Genomic DNA, 19,497 nt, shown 5'->3' on the forward strand with positions numbered 1-19,497 from the left:
GGATTCCCTCCGTACCGCCCCCTCCCGGACTTCCTCGGCCGCCGGACGGGCGGCTTCCGCCGCCCGTCCGCTTCCGGAGGCCCGGGGCTATGATCCTCAGCAGGGCCGGCGCGGGCCGGCCCGGGCCGCCCGCGGCGGACGAGAGGGTTGTCGATGACAGTGCCACAGGGGCGCCGCAGCAGCTCGTACACCCGGCTGCTGCGCCACGGATTCACCGACACCGGGGCCGCCGAGCGGCTGCTGGAGACCCCCGGGCTCGCGCCCGTGCACTCCGATCCGCTGCTCCTCGACGCCCTCGGCGCCACCGCCGACCCGGACCTCGCCCTGCGCGGCCTGGTCCGCCTCGTGGAAGCGCTGGGCGGCGCCGACCGGCAGACGTTCCTGGACACCCTCGTCACCGCCAAGCCGCTGCGCGACCGGTTGCTCGGCGTCCTCGGCGCCTCCGAGGCGCTCGGCGACCACCTCGTCCGCCACCCCGGCGACTGGTACGCCCTCGTCGCCTACGAGCCGGCCGATCTGCACCCCGCCGTACCGGAGTTCGAGCGGGCCCTCGCCGAGGGGCTGCGCGGCGACCGGGGCGCCGGGCTCACGCCCGCCGACGCGCTGCGGGCCGCCTACCGCCGCTGTCTGCTGACCATCGCCGCCCGCGACGTCTGCGGCACCACGGAGGTCGCCCAGACCGCCGCCGAGCTCGCCGACCTGGCGACCGCCACCCTCCGCGCCGCCCTGGCGATCGCCGCCGAGGAGCAGCCGGAGGACGCCGCGCTCTGCCGGCTCGCCGTCATCGGCATGGGCAAGTGCGGTGGCAGGGAGCTCAATTACGTCTCGGACGTCGACGTCGTCTTCGTCGCCGAGCCGCGCGACAGCACGCCGGAGGCCGACGCGGTGCGGGCCGCGACCCGGCTCGCCTCCCGGATGATGCGGGTCTGCTCCGACGTCACCCCCGAGGGCACCATCTGGCCCGTCGACGCCAACCTCCGCCCCGAGGGGCGCAACGGCCCCCTCGTGCGCACCCTCTCCAGCCACCTCGCCTACTACCAACGCTGGGCGAAGACCTGGGAGTTCCAGGCCCTCCTCAAGGCCCGGCCGGTCGCCGGCGACGAGGCGCTCGGACAGGCCTACGTGGACGCCGTCTCACCGCTGGTGTGGCAGGCCGCCGAGCGGGAGAACTTCGTCCCCGACGTCCAGCAGATGCGCCGCCGCGTCGTCGCCTCCATCCCCGCCACCCAGGTCGAGCGCGAGCTCAAGCTCGGCCCCGGCGGCCTGCGCGACGTCGAATTCGCCGTGCAGCTCCTCCAGTTGGTGCACGGCCGCAGCGACGCCACGCTGCGCGGCGGCGGCACCCTCGACGCCCTGGCCGCGCTCGCCGCCGGCGGCTACGTGGGCCGCTCCGACGCCGCCGCCCTCGACTCCGCCTACCGCTTCCTGCGCACGCTGGAGCACCACATCCAGCTCCACCGGCTGCGCCGCACCCACCTGATGCCCGAGGCCGAGGCCGACCGGCGCCGGCTCGGGCGCTCGCTGGCCCGCGCCTTCCGGTGGCCGGCCGGCACCGAGCCCGTCGACGGGCTCGGCAAGGAGTGGAAGCGGCACGCCCGCGAGGTGCGCCGGCTGCACGAGAAGCTCTTCTACCGGCCCCTGCTCGACGCCGTCGCCCAACTGGAGCCCGGCGAGGCCCGGCTCAGCGCCAAGGCGGCCGGCCAGCGCCTGGAGGCCCTCGGCTACGCCGACCCCGCCGCCGCCCTGCGCCACCTGGAGGCGCTCGCCTCCGGGGTCTCCCGCAAGGCGGCCATCCAGCGCACCCTGCTGCCCGTCCTGCTCGGCTGGTTCGCCGACTCCGCCGACCCCGACGCCGGGCTGCTCAACTTCCACAAGGTCTCCGACGCCCTCGGCAGGACCCCCTGGTACCTCCGGCTGCTGCGCGACGAGGGCGCCGCCGCCGAGAACCTCGCCCGGGTGCTCTCCGCCGGCCGGCTCGCCCCCGACCTGCTGCTGCGCGCCCCCGAGGCCGTCGCCCTGCTCGGTGACCCCGAGGGCCTGCGGCCGCGCGGCCGGGAGGCCCTGGAGCAGGAGGTGCTGGCCGCCGTGGGCCGCGCCGAGGACGCCGAGGCCGCCATCGTCGCCGTGCGCGGTGTGCGCCGCCGCGAGCTGTTCCGCACCGCCGCCGCCGACATCATCGGCGCCTACGGGCGCACCGGCCCCGAACCCTCCTGGCGGCAGAACGGCACCAACGGCACCCACGGCGCCACCGCGAGACACCCGGCCGACACCGGGCCCAGCGACACCCACCTGCGCGTCGACACCGTCGGCGACGCCGTCTCCGACCTCAACGCGGCCGCCGTGGCCGGCGCCCTGCGCGCCGCCGTCCGCGCCGAGTGGGGCGACACCCTCCCCACCCGCTTCGCCGTCATCGGCATGGGCCGCTTCGGCGGCCACGAGCAGGGCTACGGCTCCGACGCCGACGTCCTCTTCGTCCACGAGCCCCGCGAGGGCGTCCCCGAGGAGGAGGCGGCCAAGGCCGCGTTCGCCGTCGCCACCGAGATGCGCCGGCTGCTGCAACTGCCCACCACCGACCCGCCGCTGCTCATCGACGCCGACCTGCGCCCCGAGGGCAAGTCCGGCCCCATCGTGCGCAGCCTCGCCTCCTACGCCGCCTACTACCGGCGCTGGTCGCTGGTGTGGGAGAGCCAGGCGCTGCTGCGCGCGAGGCCCGTCGCGGGCGACGCCGACCTCGGCCTGCGCTTCATGGAGCTGGTCGACCCGCTGCGCTACCCCGCCGAGGGCCTCGGCGAGGACGCGGTCCGGGAGATCAGGCGGCTGAAGGCCCGCATGGAGAGCGAGCGGCTGCCGCGCGGCGCGGACCCGACGACCCACACCAAGCTGGGCCGCGGCGGCCTGTCCGACGTCGAGTGGACCGTACAGCTGCTCCAGATGCGGCACGGCTGGGCCGAGCCCGGCCTGCGCACCACCCGCACCCGCGAGGCCCTGCGCGCCGCCCACGCCGCCGAGCTGCTGAGCACCGAGGACGCGGCCATACTGGACGATGCGTGGGTGCTGGCGACCAGCGTCCGCAACGCGGTCATGCTCGTGCGCGGCCGCTCCGGCGACACCTTCCCGACCGAGAGCCGGGAGCTGGCGGCGGTGGGGCGGTACCTGGGGTACGAACCGGGGCACGTGGGGGAGATGCTGGACGACTACCGCCGGACGACGCGGCGTGCCCGCGCCGTGGTGGAGGAGCTGTTCTACGGGGCGTGAGCGCTTCCCGGGACTCCTGGGACGGGCCGGGGCCCCACGGCCCCGGCCCCCGGCCTCAGCCGCGCGACGCGGCGGCGCTCTCCGCCTCTCCGGACGGCGCGGCGCTCTTCCCGGCCACCTGCCGGGCCAGCCGGTGCGGGAACGCCCGGAACCACACGAACGAGAGCCCGAAGCCGAACGAGAGGCACAGCAGCCCGCCCACGGCGTCGAGCCAGAAGTGGTTCGCCGTCGCCACGATGACGACCAGCGTCGCCACCGGGTACAGCGCGCCGAGCACCTTCACCCACACCGGGCGGGCCAGCAGGGCGATCGTGACGCCGCACCACGTGGACCAGCCGATGTGCATCGACGGCATCGCCGCGTACTGGTTGGAGACGTTGGCCAGATTGCCCGAGGCCATCGAGCCCCAGGTGTGGTGCACCAGGACGGTGTCGACGAAGTCCACGCCGTTCATCAGCCGGGGCGGGGCCAGGGGGAACAGGTAGTAGCCGAGCAGGGCCACGCCGGTGGTCGCGAAGAGGGCCAGCCGGGCCGCCGCGTACCGGCCGGGATGCCAGCGGTAGAGCCACACCAGGACACCGATGGTGAGGACGAAGTGCAGGGTGGCGTAGTAGTAGTTCATCCCCACGATCAGCCACGTCACCGAATTGACGGCGTGGTTGACGGTGTCCTCGACGGCGATGTGGAGGGCGTTCTCGACGCGCCAGATCCAGTCGGCGTTGCGCAACGCCGCGGCCCGCTGCTCGGGCACGGCGTTGCGCACGAGGGAGTACGTCCAGTAACTCACCGCGATCAGCAGCACCTCGAACCACAACCGTGGCCGGCGCGCCCGGCGCGGCGTCCACAGGCCGGGCTCGCGGGGTTTTCGCTGGAGGGCACCCTCGGGCGACGGCCTGTCCGCTCGCTCCTCGGTGGGTGGCGGGGCGGCCGTTTGGCCTTCCAGTGTCCTTACTGTCGCTTCACCCATAGAGAAACAGTCTGCCAGATACGGGCGAGGGCCAGATCATCCCCAAGTCTGGTCTTGGGCCGGGGCCGAAGCCGTTGAACCACGAACCACCAATTCGGGCAGGAACACGAATTCGCTGTGCGGCGCGGGGGTCCCCCCGACCTCCTCCAGCAGCGCCCGGACGGCCGCCTGGCCCATGGACGGCACGGGCTGCCGGATGGTGGTCAGCGGCGGGTCCGTGAAGGCGATGAGCGGGGAGTCGTCGAAGCCCACCACCGAGACGTCCCTGGGCACCTCCAGGCCCAGCTGACGGGCCGCCCGCACGACGCCCAGCGCCATCATGTCGCTCGCGCACACGACGGCCGTGGCGCCCCGGGCGAGCAGCGCGGAGGCCGCCGCCTGGCCGCCCTCCAGGCTGAACAGCGAGTGCTCGATCAGCTCCTCGGCGTCGCCCGGCCCGACGCCCAGCTCGTCCTGCATGGCGCGGAGGAAACCCTCGATCTTCCGCTGTACCGGGACGTACCGCTTGGGGCCCAGCGCCAGCCCGATCCGCCGGTGCCCCAGTGCCGCCAGATGGGTGACGGCCAGCCGGACCGCCGCCCGGTCGTCGGGCGAGACGAACGGCGCCCGCACCTTCGGTGAGAAGCCGTTGATCAGCACGAACGGCACGCCCTGGGCGCGCAGCCGCTCGTAGCGCTGCATATCCGCGGAGGTGTCGGCGTGCAACCCGGAGACGAAGATGATGCCGGCGACGCCCCGGTCGACGAGCATCTCCGTCAGCTCGTCCTCCGTGGAGCCGCCCGGCGTCTGGGTCGCCAGCACCGGGGTGTACCCCTGGCGGGTCAGGGCCTGCCCGATGACCTGGGCGAACGCCGGGAAGATGGGGTTGTCCAGCTCGGGTGTGATCAGCCCCACCAGGCCCTCGCTGCGCTGCCGCAGCCGTACGGGCCGCTCGTAGCCCAGCACGTCGAGCGCGGCCAGCACGGACTGGCGGGTGGAGGCGGCCACCCCCGGCTTCCCGTTGAGGACGCGACTGACGGTTGCTTCGCTGACACCCGCCTGGGCTGCGATGTCGGCTAGCCGGGCGGTCACAGGACTGGACCTTACCGGTCGCATCTCAGACTGCCCACCAGACGCAGGAATCGGAGGGCAGCCGGACCGTGCCGCCGGTGAACTCCAGGGCGCGGGTGGCGAGCACCGGGCGGCCCGGCACCGGCATCTCCACCTCCTCGTCCAGGGTGTTGAGCGTGCACACGAAACCCGGCCGGGACAGGGCCAGCACGCCCTCGGGCGCGGCCAGCCAGCCCATCTCCCCGTCGCCCAGACCCGGCAGCTCCCGGCGCAGCGTCAGCGCCGAGCGGTACAGCTCCAGGGTCGAGCGCGGGTCGCCGGACTGCGCCGCCACCGACAGCTCGGCCCACTCGGCCGGCTGCGGCAGCCAGCTGCCGCCGGGCCCGAAGCCGAACGGGGGCTCGCCGCCCGACCACGGCAGCGGCACCCGGCAGCCGTCCCGGGTGCCGTCCTGGCCGTCCCCGCGGAAGAACGCCGGGTCCTGGCGCACCTCGTCCGGCAGGTCCACGACCTCCGGCAGGCCCAGCTCCTCGCCCTGGTAGACATAGGCCGAGCCGGGCAGCGCCAGCATCAGCAGCGCCGCCGCCCGCGCCCGCGCGAGGCCCCGCTCGCCGCCGCCGTAGCGGGTGGTGTGCCGGACGACGTCGTGGTTGGACAGCACCCAGGTGGTGGGCGCGCCCACCGAGCGGGTCGCGTCCAGTGACGCGTCGATCACCGTGCGCATCTCCGCCGCGTCCCACGCGCAGGTCAGGAACTGGAAGTTGAACGCCTGGTGCAGCTCGTCCGGGCGCACGTACAGCGCCAGCCGCTCCGAGGTCGGCGCCCAGGCCTCGGCCACCCCGATCCGCTCGCCGTCGTAGGAGTCCAGCAGCTGCCGCCAGGCGCGGTGGATCTCGTGCACCCCGTCCTGGTCGAAGAACGGCAGCACCTGCGCGCCGATCAGCTTCGCCTGCTCCTTGCGGCCGATGTCCGGCAGCCCCGGGGCCTTGACCATGCCGTGCGCCACGTCGATCCGGAAGCCGTCCACGCCCAGGTCCAGCCAGAACCGCAGCACCGAGTCGAACTCCTCCCGCACCTGGGGGTTCTCCCAGTTGAGGTCGGGCTGCTCGGGGGCGAAGAGGTGGAGGTACCACTCGCCCGGGGTGCCGTCGGGGCCGGCCGTGCGGGTCCACGCCGGGCCGCCGAAGACGGACTCCCAGTCGTTGGGCGGCAGTTCCCCGGCCGCGCCCCGGCCCGGCCGGAAGTGGTAGCGCGCGCGGGCCGTCCCCCCTGGACGGTCCGCGAGCGCGGCCCGGAACCACGCGTGCTGCTCGGAGGTGTGGTTGGGCACGATGTCGACGATGACCCGCAGCCCCAGCCGGTGCGCCTCCCGGACCAGGTCGTCCGCGTCCGACAGGTCCCCGAACAGCGGGTCCACGGCGCGGTAGTCCGCCACGTCGTAACCGCCGTCCGCCTGCGGCGAGGCGTAGAACGGCGTCAGCCACACGGCGTCCACACCCAGCCCGGCCAGGTGCGGCAGCCGCTCGCGGATCCCTCGCAGGTCACCGATGCCGTCGCCGTCGCTGTCGGCGAAGGAGCGCACGTACACCTGGTAGATGACGGCGCTGCGCCACCAGCCCTCCGCCTGCGGCGAGGAGGGGGCGGCGCCCTGGCTGCGGACGGAGGGCGCGAGGTCCTGGGTCATGTACGTCCTATTCGATGCGAGAGACGGGCGGGATGCGGTGCGGGCGGCGGACGGGGGCGGGCGGGGTGCCGGCGGGCGCCGTACGGGTCAACGACGGCGGGCGGACAAGGTCAGCCCTTGGTGCCGCCCGCGGTCAGCCCGGCGACCAGGTGCCGCTGGGCCAGGAAGAACACGGCGCCGGCCGGGACGGCGATCAGCACGGCGGCGGCCGTCATCAGGCCCCACTCGGCCTTCTGCTGGCCGACGAAGGTCTGGAGGCCGACGGCCAGGGTGTAGTGCTCCTCGCTGCTCATGAACTGGGTGGCGAAGGCGACTTCGCCCCAGGCGGTGATGAAGGAGTAGAAGCCGGTGACGGCCAGGCCGGGCCGGGCGAGCGGCAGGATCAGCCGCCAGAAGGTGCCGAAGGGGCTCAGCCCGTCCACCCGCCCCGCCTCGTCGATCTCGGCGGGAATGGTGTCGAAGTACCCCTTGAGCATCCAGGCGCAGAACGGCACGGAGACCGAGCAGTAGGTCACGATCAGACCGATGTAGGAGTCCAGGAGTTCGAGTTCACCCAAAATGTTGTACAACGGCACGATCAGCACCGCCATCGGGAACATCTGAACGACCAGGAAGGTCCACATCAGCGAGCGGTGGCCCGGGAAGCGCATCCGGGAGACGGCGTAGCCCGCGGTCGCCGCGACGAACACGCCGAGCACGGTGGCGCCCAGGGACACGATCACGGAATTCCCGAACCAGGTCAGGAACTTCGTCTCGCCCAGGATGTGGGTGTAGTTGGACAGCTCGAAGCCGACGAACCGGGTGGGCTCCTGCCAGCCGTCCCGCCCGCGCAGCGACACGAAGACGACGAAGAGCACCGGGAAGAGGGCGATCAGGCTCGCGACCGCGAGCGTGGTGTGCAGCGCGACGGACGCGCCGCGCGACCGCTCCCCGCGGGCCTTCGGCGGGCGGGCGGCGGTGCCGAGGGGGCTCTTCGTGCTCATCGGGTGGCCTCCTGGCGGGCGAGCATCCGGCGGTGGAAGACGGCGAAGACCAGCAGCAGGGAGAGGATGAGGATGCCGTAGGTGGCGGAGCCCGCGTAGTCACGCACGCCCTGGAAGGCGAGACGGTAGGCGTAGGTCACCAGGATCTCGCTCTCGGAGCTCGCGCCCTGCCCGATCAGCAGGTAGATCACCTGGAACATGTTGAACGTCCAGATGACGCCCAGCAGGATCACCGTGCCGCTCACCGGCCGCAGCCCCGGCAGGGTCACGTGCCGGAAGCGCTGCCACGGGGTCGCGCCGTCCATCTCCGCGGCCTCGTGCAGCTCCCTGGGTATCGCCTGGAGCCCGCCGAGGATCGCCACCATCATGAACGGCACGCCCAGCCATACGTTGACGGCGACCGCCGACACCTTCTGGAGGGTGCTGTCGCCCAGCCAGTCGACGGGGTCGAGGCCGAGGGTGTTCAGGAAGGCGTTGAAGACGCCGTACTTCTCGTTGAACATCAGGCGCCAGGAGAACGTGGCGACGAACGCGGGCACCGCCCACGGCAGGATCAGCAGCACCCGGTACAGCGCCCGGAACCGCAGCGGCCGGTTGAGCAGCAGCGCGAGCCCGAGGCCGATCGTGTAGTGCAGCAGCACACAGCTCGTGGTCCAGACGACGGTCCAGCCCAGCCGTGAGTAGAAGTGGCCCTCCTGTCCGGAGAGCACCTTCCAGTAGTTGTCCAGGCCGACCGACTTGTACGTCGCCGCGATGTGGTTGACACCGATGGTGCGGCCGACGTTCGCCTCGTTGGCGTCGGTGAAGGACAGATAGACGCCGCGGCCCAGCGGATAGCCGACGAGCACGGCCAGGACCACGACCACCGGCAGCACCATGGCCCAGGCGTACCAGTGGGTGTCGAAGGAGCGCTTGGCCCGGGTGAGGAGACCGGGCGGCGGGCTGCCGGTCTCGGAAACGGCGGTGGTCATGGTGGGCGGCTTTCGTCCGGGGCGGATGGAGGACCGGGGGCCCGGGGGAGGGCCCCCGGGCCGGGAAGGAGCGCGGTGAGTCGGGAGGGAAGCCCCGCCTACTCGACCGCGTAGTCCTTCAGCAGCGCCGACTTCCACGCCTTGGCCGTCGCGTCCAGCCCCTCCTTCGGCTCCTCCTTCAGCGTGAGGATCTTCGTGTAGTGCTGGAGCCAGTCGGTGAACAGGTCGCCGCCCTGCGGGATCGGCGGCCGCGGGTGCGCCTTCGACAGGGCGCCGTAGTACGCGCTGCGCACCGGGTCGGCGAGGACGGCCTGGGAGTAGGCGGACTTACGGGTCGGCAGCACGCCGATCTCCTTGGAGACGGCCTCCTGCTGGGCGGCCTCGGTCATGAACCGGGTGAAGAGGTAGGAGGCGTCGAAGTTCCTGGACCCGGCGTAGACGACGAGGTTGTGGCCGCCGACCGGGGCGCCCGCGGTGCCCGTGGAGCCGGCCGGGACGGGCGCGATGCCCAGGTTCTCCTTGGCCTTGTAGGCGTCGCCGCCGAAGATCTCCTTGGTCGCCCACGGCCCGTCGATGAGCATCGCGAGCTTGCCGTTCTTGAAGTCGGTCTTGAGGGCGTTGTAGCCGTCGGTGCCGGCCGGCTTGGGCGCGGCACCGGACTTCACCAGGTCGACGGCGGTCTCGATGCCCTTGAGGGACGCGGCGTTGGCGATCGTGATCTTTTTCTGCCCGGCGTCCACCATGTCGCTCTTCTCGCCGTAGAGGAACGGCAGCGAGTAGTAACTGTCGGGGCTGAGGCCGATGCCGGCGGCGCCCGTCCTGTCCTTGATCTTCTCGGCGGCCTCCTTGACCGACTTCCAGTCGGCCGGCGGCTTGTCGATGCCCGCCTTCGCGAAGAGCTCCTTGTTGTAGAGCAGTCCGAGGGTGTCGGTCACCTGCGGGACGCCGTACGTCTTGCCCTGGTACGCGGCGTTCTTCAGGGGGCCTTCGAGGAAGTCGGAGGACTTGTCGAGCGCCGGGGTGCCCGTCAGGTCCTTGAGGTAGCCGAGCTGGGCGAAGCCGGGGGTCCAGCCGACGTCCGAGCGCAGCACGTCGGGGGCGCCCTTGCCGGTCGACGCGGCGGTCTTGAACTTCTGCTGCGCCTGGTCGAAGGGCACGTTGACGTACTCGACCTCGATCTTCGGGTACTTCGCCTCGAAGGCCGCGACCAGCTTCTTGAACGCGGGCGCCTCGTTGGTGGCGTCCGAGGTGTCCCACCAGGTGACCTTGCCGCTCACGCTGCCCGGGTCGTCCGCCGCCTTGGACCCGTCGCCGCCGTCCCCGCCGTCGCTTCCGCACGCGGTCGCGGTGAGGGCCAGCACGCCGACGAGGGCGGCGACCGATATGCCTCTTCGCATATGGATCTCCTCTTCAAAGAGGCCGACCTGTCGCGGGCGGCCCGAGCTGTGGAGGAAGTTAACAGGCTGAAATCTCTTGCGAAAGAGTTTGCAAGGAGGGAATCGCGAGATTTCCGGGTTGTAACCGGACCGTGTCCCAAGGGTTGACCAGGGGGGAGGGGGCTCGTACGGTCTCGTCCGGCAAGTACTTGCCACCGTGCGGGCAATCTTGCAGAAAGAACCTTCATGGGCCTTGAGGGCATTGCGCGTTGCCGTAGAGGCCGCTCACCCCCCAGGAGACCCCATGGCTTCCCTCGGCATGCCCGGAATCGCCCGACGAACCCTGGCGGCCGCCGTCGCCCTCGTGGCGGGCGCGGTGCTCGCGGCCCCCGAGGCGCGGGCGGCACCGGCCTGGGGACAGGGGGACGTCACCGCCGTCCTCTTCGAGTGGAAGTACGCCTCCGTCGCCAAGGAGTGCGCGGACACCCTGGGCCCGGCCGGCTACGGAGCCGTCCAGGTCTCCCCGCCCCAGGAGCACATCCAGGGCCCGCAGTGGTGGACCTCGTACCAGCCCGTCGGCTACCGCATCGCCGGCCGGCTCGGCGACCGCGCCGCCTTCGCGGACATGGTCCGCGCCTGCCACACGGCCGGCGTGAAGGTCGTCGCCGACGTCGTGATCAACCACATGTCGGCCGGCTCCGGCACCGGTACGGGCGGCTCGGCGTATACGAAGTACGACTACCCCGGCACGTACCAGCGCCAGGACATGGACGACTGCACCGCCGAGATCACCGACTACCGTGACCGCCGCGACGTCCAGCACTGCGAGCTCGTCGGCCTCGCGGACCTCGACACCGGCGAGGAGTACGTCCGCGGCCGCATCGCCCAATACCTCGACGACCTGCTCGCCCTGGGCGTCGACGGCTTCCGCGTCGACGCCGCGAAGCACATCCCCACCGAGGACCTCGCCGCGATCAAGGCCCGGACCGCACGGCCCGGCGTCCTGTGGAAGCAGGAGACCATCTTCGGCGCCGGCGAGGCCGTCCAGCCGGACGAATACCTCCGCAACGGCGACGTCCAGGAATTCCGCTACGCCCGCGACCTCAAGCGGGTCTTCCTCGGCGAACGCCTCGCGTACCTCAAGAACTACGGCGAGGGCTGGGGCTACCTCCCCGGCGGACAGGCCTCCGTGTTCGTCGACAACCACGACACCGAGCGCGGCGGCGACACCCTCACCTACAAGGACGGCTCCGCCTACACCCTGGCCAACGTCTTCATGCTCGCCTGGCCCTACGGCTCCCCGGACGTCCACTCCGGCTACGAGTTCACCGACCGCGACGCGGGCCCGCCGAACGGCGGCTCGGTGACGGCGTGCTGGCGGGACGGCTGGAAGTGCCAGCACAAGTGGCCGGAGATCAGGAGCATGGTGGGCTTCCGCAACGCCGTGCGCGGGACGGCGGTCCGCGACTGGTGGGACAACGGCTACCAGGCCGTCGCCTTCGGGCGGGGCGACAAGGGCTATGTGGTCGTCAACCACGAGTCGTTCGCGCTCGGGCGCACGTTCCAGACGTCGCTGCCGGGAGGGGAGTACTGCGACGTGCAGAGCGGACGGCGGGTGACGGTGGACGGGGGCGGGCGCTTCACGGCGACGGTGGGGGCGGGGGTGGCGCTGGCGCTGCATGTGGGTGCGCGGGGATGTGGTTAGCGGGGGTTTGTTCCCCAGGCCCGCCCCTTCCCGTAACTGGGGGCTCCGCCCCCAGGCCCCCTGTCCGCGCTGACGCGCGGTGTCCTCAAACGCCGGACGGGCTGGATTTTGCCTCTGCCCGAGGCCGGCTTTCCGCCCGGTTCCGGGCGACAACTCAGCCCGTCCGAGGGCACCTCCCAGCGGTAGCCGGGGGAGTTCGAGGACCGGGGTCCGGGCCGGAGCCCCGGTTCGGGAAGGGGCGGGGCTGGGGAAAGGCCCCGCGCAGCGGCAACCCGCCCCACCCATCCGCACCCGCACCCACCTCCACCCCCGAAGGAGCACACCCGTGAGACCCGCCCACCGAACCGCCGCCGCCCTCCTGGCCACCCTCGCCTTCCTGATACCCACCACGGACCCCACCCCCGCCCGCGCCGCCACCCCCAAGGACGCCCCCACCCCCAAGGACGCCCGCGTCCTATGGATCGACAGATCCACCGTCGCCTGGCCCAGAACCCTCGGCGACCCCACCCGCCCCCACCACCTCACCTACGACGCGGGCCGCGAAGCCCGAGGCACCCTGGACCTGACCCGGCTCCCCGACGGCCTCACCCCCGCCCAGCGGGCCAAGTACCCCCACCTCGCGGCCGGTTACGACGCCTACCGCGTCGACGGCCGGGGCCGTGAGCGCACCGCCCTCACCGGGCGGCTCGTCGCGGAGACGGACGGGGTGACGACGGGCGTGCAGATCCCCGGCGTCCTCGACGACCTCTACGCGGGCGCCGCGGCCGGGGCGACGCTGGGGCCCGTGTTCCGGGACGGCAGGCCCACCCTCTCCGTCTGGGCGCCCACCGCCCGCGACGTCGCCCTCGAACTCGACGGCCGGACCGTCCCCATGCGCCGCGACGACACCAGCGGCGTCTGGAGCGTGACCGGCGGCCGCGACTGGACCGGCAAGCCGTACCGCTACGCCGTCACCGTCCACGCCCCGGCCGCCGGCGAGGTGGTCACCAACCGCGTCACGGACCCGTACTCCACGGCCCTGACCGCGGACTCGGCCCGCAGCCTCGTCACCGACCTCGCGGACCCGGCCCTGGCCCCGGCGGGCTGGCGCGGCCTCCGCAAGCCGAAGGCCGTTCCGCCGCGCGACGCGGCCGTCCAGGAGCTGCACATCCGCGACTTCTCCGTCGCCGACCGCACGGCCAAGCACCCGGGGCAGTACCTGGCCTTCACCGACCCCTCCTCGACCGGCACCCGCCACTTGCGGGAGCTGGCCCGCGCCGGCACCTCGTACGTCCACCTCCTGCCCGCCTTCGACTTCGCCACCGTCCCGGAGCGCCCCGCCGACCAGGACCGGCCGGCCTGCGACCTCGCAGCCCTCCCCGCGGACTCCGAGCGGCAGCAGGAATGCGCGGGCAAGACGGCCGCCCGCGACGCCTACAACTGGGGCTACGACCCGCTCCACTACACCGTCCCGGAGGGCTCGTACGCCTCCGACCCCGACGGGCCGCGCCGGACCCTGGAGTTCCGGCGGATGGTCCAGGGCCTGGCCGACGACGGGCTGCGGACCGTCATGGACGTCGTCTACAACCACACCGCCGCCTCCGGGCAGAGCGAGCGGTCCGTCCTCGACCGCATCGTGCCCGGCTACTACCACCGGCTCCTCGACGACGGCGCCGTGGCCGGCTCCACCTGCTGCGCGGGCACCGCCCCCGAGCACGCCATGATGGGCAAGCTCGTCGTGGACTCCGTGGTCACATGGGCGAAGGAGTACAAGGTCGACGGGTTCCGCTTCGACCTCATGGGCCACCACCCCAAGGCGAACATCCTGGCCGTGCGCCGGGCCCTCGACGCCCTCACCCCGGCGAAGGACGGCGTCGACGGCAGGTCCGTGATCCTCTACGGCGAGGGCTGGAACTTCGGGGAGGCCGCGAACGACGCCCGCTTCGTCCAGGCCACGCAGAAGAACATGGCCGGCACCGGCATCGCCACCTTCTCCGACCGGGCCCGCGACGCCGTCCGCGGCGGCGGCCCCTTCGACGAGGACCCGCGCGTGCAGGGCTTCGCCTCCGGCCTCTTCACCGCCCCCAACGACTCACCCGCGAACGGCTCGCCCGCCGAGCAGCGGGCCCGGCTCCTGCACGCGCAGGACCTCCTCAAGGTCGGCCTGAGCGGCAGCCTCGCCGGATACCGCTTCACCGACACGTCCGGCCGCGCCGTCCGCGGCGCCGACGTCGACTACAACGGCTCGCCCGCGGGCTACGCCGACGCGCCCGGCGACGCCCTCGCCTACGCCGACGCCCACGACAACGAGACCCTGTACGACGCCCTCGCCTTCAAGCTGCCCCGGGGCACCTCGCCCGCCGACCGGGCCAGGGCGCAGGTCCTCGCCCTGGCCACCGCGGCGCTCTCGCAGGGCCCGTCCCTCTCCCAGGCCGGTACGGACCTGCTGCGCTCCAAGTCCCTGGACCGCAACTCCTACGACAGCGGCGACTGGTTCAACGCGATCCACTGGGACTGCCGGGACGGCAACGGCTTCGGCCGCGGTCTGCCGCCGGCCGCCGACAACGCCGCCAAGTGGCCCTACGCCCGGCCCCTCCTGGCCGACCCGGCGCTCCGCCCCGGCTGCGGTCCGGTGACGGCGGCCTCGGCGGCCTACCGGGACCTGCTCCGGATCCGTACGACGGAGAAGGCGTTCCGCCAGGCGACGACCGCGGACGTGCAGGCCGCCCTGTCCTTCCCGCTGTCCGGCCGGGACGAGACACCGGGCGTGATCACCATGCGGCTCGGTGACCTGGTGGTGGTGTTCAACGCGACGACCGGGTGGCGGAGCCAGCGGATCGGGGAGCTGACGGGGTGCGGTACGGGTTGCACCCGGTGCAGGCGGGCGGGTCGGACCCGGTGGTGAAGGGGGCGGTGTACGACGCGGTGAGCGGGACGTTCGCGGTGCCGGGGCGGACGGTGGCGGTGTTCCGGGCGGGCTGAAATTCAGCCCGCCCGGCGCTTGAGGACACCGCGCGGAGCGCGGAACGGGGGCCCGGGGGCTTGCCCCCGGTTACGGGAAGGGGCGGGGCTGGGGAAAAGGCCGCCCGCAGGGCACACCCGGACCGCGAGCCTCAGGACGGCCGAACCCCCGCCACCCCCAGCCGCTGCACCAGCTCCGCCAACGGCCCGTCCGCCGGCTCGTCCACCAGGCTCCGCCGCAGCGTCGCCGCCATCGCCTCGTCATACGCCGCGCTCACCGCCGTCAGCGCCGCGAAGGCGTGCACGAGCTGGAGTTCCAGCTCCTCGCGGGGGATCCGGCGGCCGTCCAGCCAGAGCAGCGCGGTCGTCTCCGCCAGGGCGATCCAGGAGCGGACGGCCAGCTCCAGCCGGGGCGCGGGGGAGCGCACCGCGAGGTGGGAGAGCATCTCCTCGTACGCGGCCCGGCGGACGCCGTCGACGACGGCGCAGGCCTGGCCGGAGCCCGCCACCGGGCCGCCGCGCATCAGGGCGGCGAAGCCCGTCCCATGCGCCTCGACGAAGTCGAAGAACCGCCGCATCACCCGCAACAGCCGCTCGCCCAGCGGGCCTTCGCGCGGCTCGTCGAAGAGGCCCGCCAGCTCCTCGGCGGCGCGCCGCAGCGCGGCCTCGTAGAGGCTCTGCTTGCCGGGGAAGTAGTGATAGACGAGCGGCCGGGATATCCCGGCCGCCGCTGCGATCTCGTCGATGGAGACGTCGTCGGGGCGCCGGTGGCCGAACACGTCGAGAGCGACCGCGATCAACTGCTCGCGACGCTGCTCGACACCCATCCTGCGGCGGACCCCGTTCCTCATGGCGGTCATACTAATGGCAGGCAAGGGGGGTGATCAGCGCCCGGATCGGCCCCGCCCGGAGGCCCGTTCAGGTCCTGGAAGGGCCCTGAGCAGGACCTCGACGGGTCCGGACGGAGCACTGCGAGCCGGGGGCGCGGGCCCTCAGCGCAGCGCCGTCAGCTTCCGGCCGTCCGTCAGCCGCGCGCTCAGCTCCGTCCGTACGCCCGGCTGGGCCGGGACGGCCAGGAGCGCGCCCGGCGCCGCGCCCTTCACCCCGCCGGCCGCCGCGATCGACCGCACCCCGCCGCCGCCCGCCGCGAGGGCGTACCAGGTGCCGCGCGGCGACTTCCACAGGACGCCCGTCAGGATGTGCGGGTCGCGGGCGCCGCAGGCCGGGGTGTCCTCGGCGCGGGCCACGGTCGAGCTGGGCGCGCCCGGCCGGGCGCCCGGCACCTGGAACGTCGCCAGCACCCGGCTGCCCGGCCCCCGCCAGGTCTCCGCGCGGGTGCACACCCACTCGGCGCTGCCGGCGCCGCCGGGCAGCGGCTGCGTGGCGAACGGCCAGGCGTTGACCGAGCGGACGCCCTGCGAGCGTGCGGTCTGGAGGTGGCAGGCGGTGTGTGCCCAACCGGCCCGCGTCGCGGCGCTGTTGACGTCCCGGGGGCCGGCGGGGGTGCCCGTGGTCAGCAGGGCGGGGGTCAGCTCGCCGAGGTCGGTCACCAGGTGGCCGCCCATCTGGAGCGCGGGCCAGCCGTGGCAGTCGCTCGTGGGGGACGGGCTGAGCGTCGGGTCGGTCACGCCGTCGTCGGCGAGCCGCAGGGGCTGGGCGGCGGCCTGCGGCTTGAGCAGGTCGCGCACGCCCACCTCGTTCACCCAAGGGGCCGTCAGATAGCGGACGTTGCTGTCGGCGCGGCCCACCACGACCGCCGTCGCCGCCGCGCCGTCGGCGCCGTCCGCGCGGGCGAAGTCCAGGGCAGCGCCGCCGCTGCCGTCGCCGTCCTTGGCCTCGGCGTAGCGCACCACGCGCAGGCCGTCGTACAGCACCACGACCGCAGCCTGGCCGACCTCGCCCGCGTACAGCAGCTGGGGCGGGCCGGCGGCCGGGCCGGTCTGGGTGCCGGGCGTGGCCGTCACCCGGACGGCGGATCCCGGCCGGGCCCAGACGGCGAGCGCCCGGCGCAGCAGCTCCTTGTCGGTGACGCGGCCGCCGCGCGCGGGCCAGACGGCGAAGCCCGCCCGGTCCGCCCGCTTCCACGCGCCCGGGGCGGCCTTCGTGAGTCTGGCCGGATCCAGGGCCCGCTCGGCCGCGGCGTTGCGGGTGTAGGGCGGGGCGGCGGCGCCGTCCGGGCCGCCGTCGCCCGGCAGGCCGAGGAGCGTCCCGCACACCACGGCGGCCGCGAGGGCGGCGAGCGCGGCGCGGGTGTGCTGGCGGCGGCGCATGAGGTCCGTCGGCCGGGCCTGGAGCGAACAGGGGTCGAACTCCATCGACTCCAGCAGCGAGGCGTCCCGGCTGCCGGCCGGCGCGCGGAGCCCGTCCGCCTCGGCGAGCGCCGCCGCCGTGTCCTCGACGCCGGCCGCCGTCAGCACGTGCCGGACGTCGCGGTCGGAGGGCAGCTCCAGGGCGCGCAGGACGTACGCCGCCCGGCCGGGGCCGGAGAGCGTGGCGAGCGCCTGGTCCAGGGCGAGTTCGTCGGCGCCGCCCGAGCGCGGGAACAGCCGCAGCCCCCACACCTGGGGCAGCAGCGGCGGCAGCTGGCCCGGCTTCGGCAGCTGCCAGCGGCCGCGGGGCCGGCCCGCCTCCAGGGCGGAGCGCAGCACGCGCAACCGTACATAGGCGTAGCCGGGGTCGGCGGGCGAGCCGTCGGCGCCGCGCGGCGCGGGGACGCTCAGCCCGGCGAGCTCCGTGGTGCCGACGCGGTTGCGGGGCAGGGCCCGCTGGGCGAGGGCGTGCGCCGTCAGGACGCGGCGGTTGCGGCCCAGGGCCGGCGGCAGGACCAGATACCCGAGCCGGACGAGGCGCGGGTAGTGCTCGATGAGCGCGGCCTCCGCCTGCTCGACGTCGACGGGCGGGATGGGCCGGGGGGCTGTCGCTTGCTGCTCCACGATCCGTAGAACGAGTGAATGGTGAGATGGTCACCTCACCCCTGTGGGGGCGTACTTCCTACGGGCCCGCGCCGGTGCTACGCCACACAGCGGGCGCGCACGCGGTCGACCGCCTCGTCGGGGATGCCGAGGGCCTCGCGGACGTAGCCCTCCACGCCGCCGTGGGACCGGTGCATCTGCTCCAGCGCCGCCGCCAGGTAGCCGGGGCGCACACCGAGGATGGCGTCCGCGATCTCCGGGTCGCCGCCCGCCTCGGTGAAGCGGTCGATGAGGGGCGCGAAGGCGTCGCGCACGGCGGGGTTCACGGCGAGGTACTCCTCCATGACCGTGGCCTCGTCCGCGCCGAGCAGCAGCAGGACGACGGTGGCCGCCCAGCCCGTGCGGTCCTTGCCGGCGGTGCAGTGGAAGAGCAGCGGGCCGCAGTCGGGTTCGGCGAGCGCCGAGAACAGCAGGCGGTAGGCGGCGCAGGCGGCCTCGGAGGTGACGAACGCGCGGTAGGCGTCGCAGAGCAGCTTCTCCGCCTTGCCGTTGCCGAGGTGCTCCTCGGCGACGGCCGGGTTGCCGAGCACCGACTCCAGCCGGGCCGGCATTCCGTCGCCGGTGGCCGCGGCCGCACCGCCCGCCATCACGTCCGCGACGATCAGCCGGGCGCCCTCGGGCACCTGGTCGGGGCGGTGCCGCCGCTCGTGCTCGGTGCGCAGGTCGACCACCGTATGGATACCGAGGGCGGCGACGGAGGGATCGAGCGCCGGGTCGAGGCGGTCGAGCTGGCCGGAGCGGAGCAGCAGGCCGGGGCGGACGGCGGAGTTGCCGGTCAGCGCGATGCCGCCGAGGTCGCGGAGGTTGATGATGGTCGAGGCGTCGAACTGCGGCATGAGCGCGTCTCCCTTGTCGGATTTCTACCGTTATTGTGCCGAACGGTAGCGGAGGACGCGCTCGCACCCCCCTTGCCGGGCCTTCCCGGGTCTTCCGGCCTCCTCCCGCCCTCCCGGCCCCGCTCGACCTTCCCGTGCCCCTAGGCCGCCCGGGCGCGCCGGGCTCCCAGCGCCGCGCCCAGCCCCAGGCCCAGTCCCAGCGCCGTCAGGTGCCCCACGTCCGTGAAGGTGGGCCGCCCGCGCAGCAGGGGGCGCACGCCGAAGGCGAGGAGCGCGGCGCACGCGCTGTTGCGGGCGGCGCCCCTCGGCAGGGACGCGCCGAGCGCGCCCAGCACCGCCTGGTGGCCGTAGCTCGGCCCCACGTCGGTCGCGGACCGGGTGCGCGCCCCGGCGCGGACGGCGCGCAGACCCGCGTACACCAGCAGGGACGCGCCCACATGACCGCAGACGAAGACGCCCGCCGCCCACCACGCCCCGTACGCGTACTCCGCGTAGCCGAGGACGGCCAGGAGCAGCAGCGCGTAGGGGAGTTCCAGCGGCCCCTCGGTGAGCAGGGCGCTGGTCGCCAGGGTGTCCCAGCGCCCGCCGTCGAGGTTGCCGGCGTTGGTCGAGCAGCGCCGCAGCAGGCGCTCGCGCGCCGCGGGCGGGAGCAGGCGGTGCGTCGCGTACGAGCCGGCGAGGACCGTCCCGACGTACGCGGGGGCGAGCCGGACGAGCCGTGCCGTCGTGGGAGCCGTGGTCATCCCGACATGATCGTC

11 protein-coding genes and 2 pseudogenes are annotated in these 19,497 nt (G+C 73.8%); 3 read left to right on the forward strand and 10 right to left on the reverse strand.

Annotated elements, in window-relative coordinates; translation table 11 throughout:
• Positions 1 to 153 precede the first annotated feature (153 nt).
• Positions 154 to 3,255, forward strand: coding sequence for a bifunctional [glutamine synthetase] adenylyltransferase/[glutamine synthetase]-adenylyl-L-tyrosine phosphorylase (locus SMD11_RS23870; protein ID WP_087928382.1), 3,102 nt, complete (start codon positions 154 to 156; stop codon positions 3,253 to 3,255).
• Positions 3,256 to 3,310: 55 nt separating this feature from the next.
• Here the strand turns inward: SMD11_RS23870 and SMD11_RS23875 are convergent, their stop codons facing one another.
• From SMD11_RS23875 to SMD11_RS23900, 6 genes are all read right to left on the reverse strand, one after another.
• A complete protein-coding gene (locus SMD11_RS23875) occupies positions 3,311 to 4,222 on the reverse strand; it encodes a phosphatase PAP2 family protein (RefSeq protein WP_087928383.1) in 912 nt (303 codons plus the stop codon).
• Positions 4,223 to 4,258: 36 nt separating this feature from the next.
• Entirely contained in the window at positions 4,259 to 5,293 is a 1,035-nt protein-coding gene (locus SMD11_RS23880) for a LacI family DNA-binding transcriptional regulator (protein ID WP_087928384.1), read from the reverse strand.
• Between the two features lie 25 nt (positions 5,294 to 5,318).
• Positions 5,319 to 6,956: a glycoside hydrolase family 13 protein gene (locus tag SMD11_RS23885; RefSeq protein WP_087928385.1), complete on the reverse strand. Its 1,638-nt coding sequence runs from the start codon at positions 6,954 to 6,956 to the stop codon at positions 5,319 to 5,321.
• A 110-nt stretch (positions 6,957 to 7,066) separates the two neighbouring features.
• On the reverse strand, positions 7,067 to 7,939 hold the full coding sequence (locus SMD11_RS23890) for a sugar ABC transporter permease (protein WP_087928386.1): 873 nt from the start codon (positions 7,937 to 7,939) through the stop codon (positions 7,067 to 7,069).
• On the reverse strand, positions 7,936 to 8,910 hold the full coding sequence (locus SMD11_RS23895) for a carbohydrate ABC transporter permease (protein ID WP_087928387.1): 975 nt from the start codon (positions 8,908 to 8,910) through the stop codon (positions 7,936 to 7,938). Before SMD11_RS23895 ends, SMD11_RS23890 begins: the two co-directional genes overlap by 4 nt.
• Positions 8,911 to 9,008: 98 nt before the next feature.
• A complete protein-coding gene (locus SMD11_RS23900) occupies positions 9,009 to 10,307 on the reverse strand; it encodes an extracellular solute-binding protein (protein ID WP_087928388.1) in 1,299 nt (432 codons plus the stop codon).
• Between the two features lie 307 nt (positions 10,308 to 10,614).
• Here SMD11_RS23900 and SMD11_RS23905 point away from each other — a divergent pair.
• Together SMD11_RS23905 and pulA are read left to right on the forward strand one after the other, a co-directional pair.
• A pseudogene (locus SMD11_RS23905) lies at positions 10,615 to 11,988 on the forward strand (alpha-amylase family glycosyl hydrolase); the annotation flags it as partial.
• A gap of 286 nt (positions 11,989 to 12,274) precedes the next feature.
• Positions 12,275 to 14,952 (forward strand): annotated as a pseudogene (gene pulA, locus SMD11_RS23910) (pullulanase-type alpha-1,6-glucosidase).
• A gap of 131 nt (positions 14,953 to 15,083) precedes the next feature.
• Here the strand turns inward: pulA and SMD11_RS23915 are convergent.
• The 4 genes from SMD11_RS23915 to SMD11_RS23930 form a co-directional block, all read right to left on the reverse strand.
• Positions 15,084 to 15,782, reverse strand: coding sequence for a TetR/AcrR family transcriptional regulator (locus tag SMD11_RS23915; protein WP_087930700.1), 699 nt, complete (start codon positions 15,780 to 15,782; stop codon positions 15,084 to 15,086).
• 141 nt (positions 15,783 to 15,923) lie between these two features.
• Positions 15,924 to 17,864 carry a hypothetical protein gene (locus SMD11_RS23920; RefSeq protein WP_418952472.1) on the reverse strand — a complete coding sequence of 647 codons (1,941 nt, stop codon included), beginning with the start codon at positions 17,862 to 17,864 and terminating at the stop codon, positions 15,924 to 15,926.
• Positions 17,865 to 17,941: 77 nt separating this feature from the next.
• The gene (locus tag SMD11_RS23925; RefSeq protein WP_087928390.1) at positions 17,942 to 18,739 is read right to left on the reverse strand and encodes a tyrosine-protein phosphatase; all 798 of its coding nucleotides are present in this window, start codon (positions 18,737 to 18,739) and stop codon (positions 17,942 to 17,944) included.
• A 140-nt stretch (positions 18,740 to 18,879) separates the two neighbouring features.
• The gene (locus tag SMD11_RS23930; RefSeq protein WP_087928391.1) at positions 18,880 to 19,482 is read right to left on the reverse strand and encodes a rhomboid-like protein; all 603 of its coding nucleotides are present in this window, start codon (positions 19,480 to 19,482) and stop codon (positions 18,880 to 18,882) included.
• Positions 19,483 to 19,497 lie beyond the last annotated feature (15 nt).

The sequence above is a fragment of the Streptomyces albireticuli genome, from assembly GCF_002192455.1.
Lineage (GTDB): Bacteria > Actinomycetota > Actinomycetes > Streptomycetales > Streptomycetaceae > Streptomyces > Streptomyces albireticuli_B.